Genomic DNA, 6,283 nt, shown 5'->3' on the forward strand with positions numbered 1-6,283 from the left:
CCCTCTCCCGGAGGGAGAGGGAACCGGCCGAGTTGTTTTCGCGTTATCCACCGACCTGAAAGTCCTGAGTCGAACTCAGGCCTTGAAAAGTCCCCGACCTGCTCCCTTTCCCCCTCTACCCCTTGGGGGAGAGGGCTGGGGTGAGGGGGTAGCTTTTGATCTTGATCTTGATCTAAACCCCAACCTGTCGATTGGCATACATCCGACACTCCGCCAGCAACGCCAGCAAATTTGGATCCCGCTCCTTGGCCTTCAAAAACACCACGCCAATGTGCTGCTGCAACCGGTACTTTTCCTGCAGCGGAATCAGCTTCACCCGGTTCTCGTACACCGCCGCAATCCGCCCCGGCAGCAACGCATAGCCCACCCCCGAACTGACCATGCTCAACAGCGTGAAGATATCGTTGACCTGCATCGCCACCTTCGGCTCGAACCCTGCCTGCTTGAATACCCGGTTGCCGTCCTGATGCGTGGCAAAACCCTGAGTCAGGGTGATGAAGGTTTCATCGCGAACTTCGGCCAGATCGACTTCACTGCGTTGCGCGAATTTTGAATCCGCTGGCGTGGCGAGGAAGATGTCGTCGGAGAACAGCGCAATCTGCTCGCAATCCGGGTCGTTGATGCTGTCGTCCAGCGACACCAGAATCGCGTCGACTTCCATGTTTTTCAGCTTGTAGAGCAGGTCGATGTTCGAGCCGAGGATCAGGTCGATGTTGAGTTCGCTGCGGCGGATCTTCAGGCCCATGATCAGTTGCGGCACGGTTTTCACCGTCAGCGAATACAGCGAGCCGAGTTTGAAACGTTCAGCCGAGAACCCGGCGGCTTCGCGGGTCAGGCGCACGCTTTCGACGACGTCGTTGATCAACTTCTGTGCACGTTCTTCGAGCACGTAAGCGCTTTCCAGCGGCGTCAGGTTGCGCCCTTCGTGCTTGAACAGCGGGCAGCGCAGGGCGCTTTCCAGCGAGTGAATGGCGCGGTGCACGCTGACATTGCTGGTCTGCAACTCGGCAGCGGCGCGGGCGAGGTTGCCGGTACGCATGAAGGCGAGGAACACCTCGAGTTTTTTCAGGGTCAATTCTTCGTCGATCAGCATGGCGCGGACTCTTTTTGGAATGCGTCGATTGTGCCTTGAACATCAAAAGATCGCAGCCTTCGGCAGCTCCTGCATTGGAATGCGATCACCTGTAGGAGCTGCCGAAGGCTGCGATCTTTTGATCCTGGCGTTGAACAGAAACATTGCGCTTTTACGCTCAAGGCCCGAGCCTTGCGCGCTGCGGTAACGAATGTGAGGTGAGCAATACATGTATCACGGAGAACGATTGAACGCCTGGACCCATCTGGTCGGGGCAGTGGCGGCTTTTGTCGGCGGCGTCTGGATGTTGGTGATTGCCTGCCTGGACGGCAGTCCGTGGAAAATTGTCAGCGTGGCGATCTACGCGTTTACCTTGCTGGTGCTCTACAGCGCCTCGACCGTGTACCACAGCGTGCGCGGGCGCAAGAAAGCGATCATGAAGAAGGTCGATCACTTTTCGATCTACCTGCTGATTGCCGGCAGCTACACGCCGTTCTGTCTGGTGACCCTGCGTGGGCCTTGGGGCTGGACGTTGTTCGGGATTGTCTGGGGGCTGGCGCTGATCGGCATTTTGCAGGAGATCAAGCCACGCTCGGAGGCGCGGATCCTGTCGATCGTGATTTACGCAGTGATGGGCTGGATCGTGCTGGTGGCGGTCAAGCCATTACTGGCGGCGCTGGGCACCACTGGTTTCGCCTGGCTGGCCACTGGCGGGGTTTTGTACACCGTGGGGATTATCTTTTTTGCCCTCGATCACCGCTTGCGGCATGCGCACGGGATCTGGCATTTGTTCGTGATTGCCGGGAGTTTGCTGCACTTTGTGGCGATTATGTTCTACGTCCTGTGAAGCAAAATCAAAAGATCGCAGCCTTCGGCAGCTCCTACATTGGAATGCATTTCAACTGTAGGAGCTGCCGAAGGCTGCGATCTTTTGGGGGGTTAGAAATCCCCCCAAAGTTGCTGGGCCACCGCCAGCGCAACCACCGGCGCGGTCTCGGTACGCAGTACGCGCGGGCCGAGGCGGGCGGCGTGGAAACCGTTGCCTTTGGCCTGCTCGACTTCGGCGTCGGTCAAACCACCCTCAGGCCCGATCAGAAACGCCAGCGTCGAAGGTTTGGCATGACTCACCAGCGGCTCGGCCACCGGATGCAGCACCAGTTTCAACTCGGCTTCGGTCTGTTTGATCCAGTCCGCCAACAACACCGGCGGATGAATCACCGGCACCCGCGAGCGACCGCACTGCTCACAGGCGCTGATCGCCACCTGACGCCAGTGCAGCAGGCGTTTGTCGGCGCGTTCGTCCTTGAGACGGACTTCGCAGCGGTCGCTGAAGATCGGGGTGATTTCATTCACGCCCAGCTCGGTGGCTTTCTGGATCGCCCAGTCCATCCGCTCGCCCCGGGACAGGCCCTGGCCGAGGTGGATGTGCAGCGGCGACTCGACCTGGCCGGCGAGCTGTTCGTCGATCTGCACCACCACGCGCTTCTTGCCGACTTCCACCAGCGAACCGCGAAACTCATGACCGGAACCGTCGAACAGTTGCACCGCATCGCCCTCGGCCATGCGCAGCACGCGGCTGATGTAATGCGCTTGGGCCTCCGGCAATTCGTGTTCGCCGGTGCTCAGGGGGGCGTCGATAAAGAAGCGGGACAGTCTCATTTCGGGTCTCTCAGATTAGATCGTTCCCACACTCTGCGCGGGAATGCCTCAATGGACGCTCTGCGTCCGCTTTGGGACGCGGAGCGTCCCGGGCTGCATGCCCACGCGGAGCGTGGGAACGAGCGGTCACGGTTAGCCTGGGTCACGGAAGCCGGGATGGAAGTCTTTCGGCACGGCGACGCTGACGCTGTCACGCGTAGCAATGTCGATGCCTTCGCTGGCGACGTCGGCGAGGAAGTCGATCTGCTCCGGGGTAATCACGTACGGCGGCAGGAAATACACCACGCTGCCCAGCGGACGCAGCAACGCGCCACGTTCCAGCGCATGCTGGAACACCTTCAAACCGCGACGTTCCTGCCAAGGGTAGGCCTCTTTTGTGGCTTTATCCTTGACCATCTCGATCGCCAGGACCATGCCGGTCTGGCGTACTTCGGAGACGTTCGGGTGATCGACCAGATGCGCCGTCGCCGACGCCATGCGCTGGGCCAGGGCCTTGTTGTTCTCGATAACGTTGTCCTGCTCGAAGATATCCAGCGTCGCCAGTGCCGCCGCGCACGCCAGCGGGTTGCCGGTGTAGCTGTGCGAATGGAGGAAAGCGCGCAAGGTCGGGTAGTCGTCGTAGAACGCGCTATAGACCTCGTCGGTGGTCAGGCACGCGGCCAGCGGCAGGTAGCCGCCGGTCAGGGCCTTGGACAGGCAGAGGAAGTCCGGGCGGATGCCGGCCTGTTCACAGGCAAACATCGTCCCGGTGCGGCCGAAGCCGACGGCGATTTCGTCATGAATCAAGTGCACGCCGTAGCGATCGCAGGCTTCGCGCAGCAATTTCAGATAAACCGGGTGATACATGCGCATGCCCCCAGCGCCCTGAATCAACGGTTCGACGATCACTGCCGCGACGCTGTCATGGTTCTCGGCCAGGGTTTGTTCCATGGCGGCGAACATGTTGCGTGAATGCTCTTCCCAACTCATGCCTTGCGGACGCCCGTAGCAATCCGGGCTCGGCACCTTGATGGTGTCCATCAGCAGCGCTTTGTAGGTTTCGGTGAACAGCGGCACGTCGCCGACCGCCATCGCCGCCATGGTTTCGCCGTGGTAGCTGTTGGTCAGGGTGACGAAGCGTTTCTTGTTCGGCTGACCGCGATTGAGCCAGTAATGAAAGCTCATTTTCAGCGCGACTTCGATGCAGGACGAACCGTTATCGGCGTAGAACACCCGGTTCAGGCCTTCCGGCGTCATCTTCACCAGACGCTCGGACAACTCGATCACCGGTTGATGGCTGAAACCGGCCAGAATCACGTGTTCCAGCTGATCGACCTGATCCTTGATGCGCTGGTTGATGCGCGGGTTGGCGTGGCCAAACACGTTGACCCACCACGAGCTGACCGCGTCGAGGTAGCGCTTGCCCTCGAAGTCTTCGAGCCAGACGCCTTCACCGCGCTTGATCGGGATCAGCGGCAGCTGTTCGTGGTCTTTCATCTGGGTGCAGGGATGCCACAACACCGCGAGGTCGCGTTGCATCCACTGGTTATTCAGGCCCATTTACAGTCTCCTCGAGGCGGCTCGCGACAGGCGCGGGCAAACAATCGCGCAAGCCTATGCAATGCATCGCGTGGGGACAACCCATTGTGTCGATTGAGCTACTTTGTATGAGCCGATAGACGTCGCTGGCGGCGTTTTGATGGCTAACGTATTCTTCGCGGTTCTTTGGGTCGTCTGACCCGCACAACTGCTTTTTCCTATGTGTATTTCCGGAGTTCGCTGAATGTCTGTCGGTTGGCTGCGCGCCTGTGCGCTGGTGATGTTGGGGCTGTTCAGCGTTACGGCGCTGGCCAAGGATAAAACTGCAATCGTGATCGGCGGCGGCCTGTCGGGCCTGACCGCCGCTTATGAACTGCAAAACAAGGGCTGGCAGGTCACCCTGCTGGAAGCCAAACCGAGCCTGGGCGGTCGCTCCGGTATGGCCACCAGCGAGTGGATCGGCAACGACAAGACCCAGCCGGTGCTGAACAAGTACGTCTCGACATTCAAACTCGGTACCACGCCTGCGCCGGAATTCGTGCGGACCCCGGGATACCTGATCGACGGCGAGTATTTCTCTGCCGCTGATCTGGCGACCAAGCAACCGGCCACCGCCGATGCCCTGAAGCGCTATCAGAAAACCCTCGACGATCTGGCACGCTCGATCGACGATCCGCAGAACCCGGCGGCGACCAGCACCCTGCACGCGCTGGACCAGATCACCGTGTCGAGCTGGCTCGACAAGCAGAACCTGCCGGCCACTGCGCGTCAGTTGATCAACCAGGATATCCGCACGCATTACGACGAGCCTTCGCGTCTGTCGCTGCTGTACTTCGCGCAGCAGAACCGTGTGTATCGCGGCATCTCCGACCGTGACCTGCGCGCTTCGCGTCTGGTCGGCGGCAGTCAGGTGCTGGCGCAGGCGTTCGTCAAACAGATCAAAACCATCAAGACCAACTCGCCAGTGTCGGCGATCACTCAGGACAAGGACGGCGTGACCGTCAAGGTCGGCAGTGTTGGCTACCAGGCTGATTACGTCGTACTGGCCGTGCCATTGCGTGCGCTGAACAAGATTGCTTTGACGCCGGCGCTGGACGCTCAGCATCTGGCGGCGATCAAGGGCACCAACTACGGTTGGCGCGACCAGATCATGCTGAAGTTCAAGACGCCGGTGTGGGAAAGCAAGGCGCGCATGTCCGGCGAGATCTACAGCAACGCCGGCCTCGGCATGCTCTGGATTGAGCCAGCCCTGAAGGGCGGGGCCAACGTGGTGATCAACCTGTCCGGCGACAACGCTCGTGTGATGCAGGCGTTTGGCGACAAGCAGATGGTCGATCAGGTGCTGATCCGTCTGCACGCGTTTTATCCACAGGCCCGTGGCTCGTTCACCGGTTATGAAATCCGTCGCTACAGCACCGACCCGTCGATGGGCGGCGCCTACCTGGCTTACGGCCCGGGCCAGATCAGCAAGTTCTGGCGTCTGTGGGAACGTCCGCTGCAACGTGTGACGTTCGCCGGCGAACACACCGACACCTTGTACCCGGGCACCCTGGAAGGTGCACTGCGCACCGGTCAGCGTGCAGCGAGTCAGGTTGAAGATCTGGCGGCGGGCAAATCGTTCGAACCAGCCAAAGTGGTGCCGGCTGCAGCAGCGGCAGGCGCGGCGGGTGCCGTGGCGGCGAAGAAGGGCAACTTCTTCACTAATCTGTTCGGCGGTTCGGATGACGAGAAGAAGCCTGAGCCTGTGAAGGCCCCAGAGCCGACTCCAGCGCCGGTCGCTCCAGCACCTGCACCGACCCCTGCGCCAGCTCCGGTGGAAGCTCCGAAGCCTGCGGCACCCGTGAAAGCTGAACCGGCGAAGAAAGCAGCGGCCAAGCCAGCGGCTAAGAAACCGGCGGCGAAGACCGAAGCGAAAAAGCCTGCGGCCAAACCGGCAGCGAAAAAGGCTGAACCGGCGAAGAAGCCAGCGGCCAAGCCTGCTGCAACGACCGAGACCAAGGCGCAGTAAATCTTGCGGTGAATGAAGAAGCGCGG

Annotated in this window: 5 protein-coding genes; 2 read left to right on the top strand and 3 right to left on the bottom strand. The window is 60.6% G+C overall.

Features of this window, described 5'->3' with window-relative positions:
- Nucleotides 1–172 precede the first annotated feature (172 nt).
- A complete protein-coding gene (locus tag M9827_RS13760; RefSeq protein WP_129395882.1) occupies nt 173–1,093 on the bottom strand; it encodes a LysR family transcriptional regulator in 921 nt (306 codons plus the stop codon).
- Between the two features lie 208 nt (nt 1,094–1,301).
- Between M9827_RS13760 and trhA the strand changes: the two genes are divergently transcribed.
- Entirely contained in the window at nt 1,302–1,919 is a 618-nt protein-coding gene (gene trhA, locus M9827_RS13765; protein ID WP_123454262.1) for a PAQR family membrane homeostasis protein TrhA, read from the top strand.
- Nucleotides 1,920–2,011: 92 nt separating this feature from the next.
- Here the strand turns inward: trhA and M9827_RS13770 are convergent, their stop codons facing one another.
- Nucleotides 2,012–2,731: a 16S rRNA (uracil(1498)-N(3))-methyltransferase gene (locus M9827_RS13770; RefSeq protein WP_250605831.1), complete on the bottom strand. Its 720-nt coding sequence runs from the start codon at nt 2,729–2,731 to the stop codon at nt 2,012–2,014.
- Between the two features lie 132 nt (nt 2,732–2,863).
- Nucleotides 2,864–4,270: an adenosylmethionine--8-amino-7-oxononanoate transaminase gene (locus M9827_RS13775; protein ID WP_250605832.1), complete on the bottom strand. Its 1,407-nt coding sequence runs from the start codon at nt 4,268–4,270 to the stop codon at nt 2,864–2,866.
- Nucleotides 4,271–4,493: 223 nt separating this feature from the next.
- Here M9827_RS13775 and M9827_RS13780 point away from each other — a divergent pair, with 223 nt between their 5' ends.
- Nucleotides 4,494–6,257, top strand: a complete 1,764-nt coding sequence (locus tag M9827_RS13780) for a flavin monoamine oxidase family protein (RefSeq protein ID WP_250605833.1) — start codon at nt 4,494–4,496, stop codon at nt 6,255–6,257.
- The last annotated feature ends 26 nt before the right edge of the window (nt 6,258–6,283 follow it).

The sequence above is a fragment of the Pseudomonas sp. AKS31 genome, from assembly GCF_023634765.1.
GTDB lineage: Bacteria > Pseudomonadota > Gammaproteobacteria > Pseudomonadales > Pseudomonadaceae > Aquipseudomonas.

Coding starts and splice junctions, on each gene's coding strand:
- M9827_RS13760 (WP_129395882.1), bottom strand. CDS start 1,093: ATGCTGATCGACGAAGAATTGACCCTGAAAAAACTCGAGGTGTTCCTC.
- trhA (WP_123454262.1), top strand. CDS start 1,302: ATGTATCACGGAGAACGATTGAACGCCTGGACCCATCTGGTCGGGGCA.
- M9827_RS13770 (WP_250605831.1), bottom strand. CDS start 2,731: ATGAGACTGTCCCGCTTCTTTATCGACGCCCCCCTGAGCACCGGCGAA.
- M9827_RS13775 (WP_250605832.1), bottom strand. CDS start 4,270: ATGGGCCTGAATAACCAGTGGATGCAACGCGACCTCGCGGTGTTGTGG.
- M9827_RS13780 (WP_250605833.1), top strand. CDS start 4,494: ATGTCTGTCGGTTGGCTGCGCGCCTGTGCGCTGGTGATGTTGGGGCTG.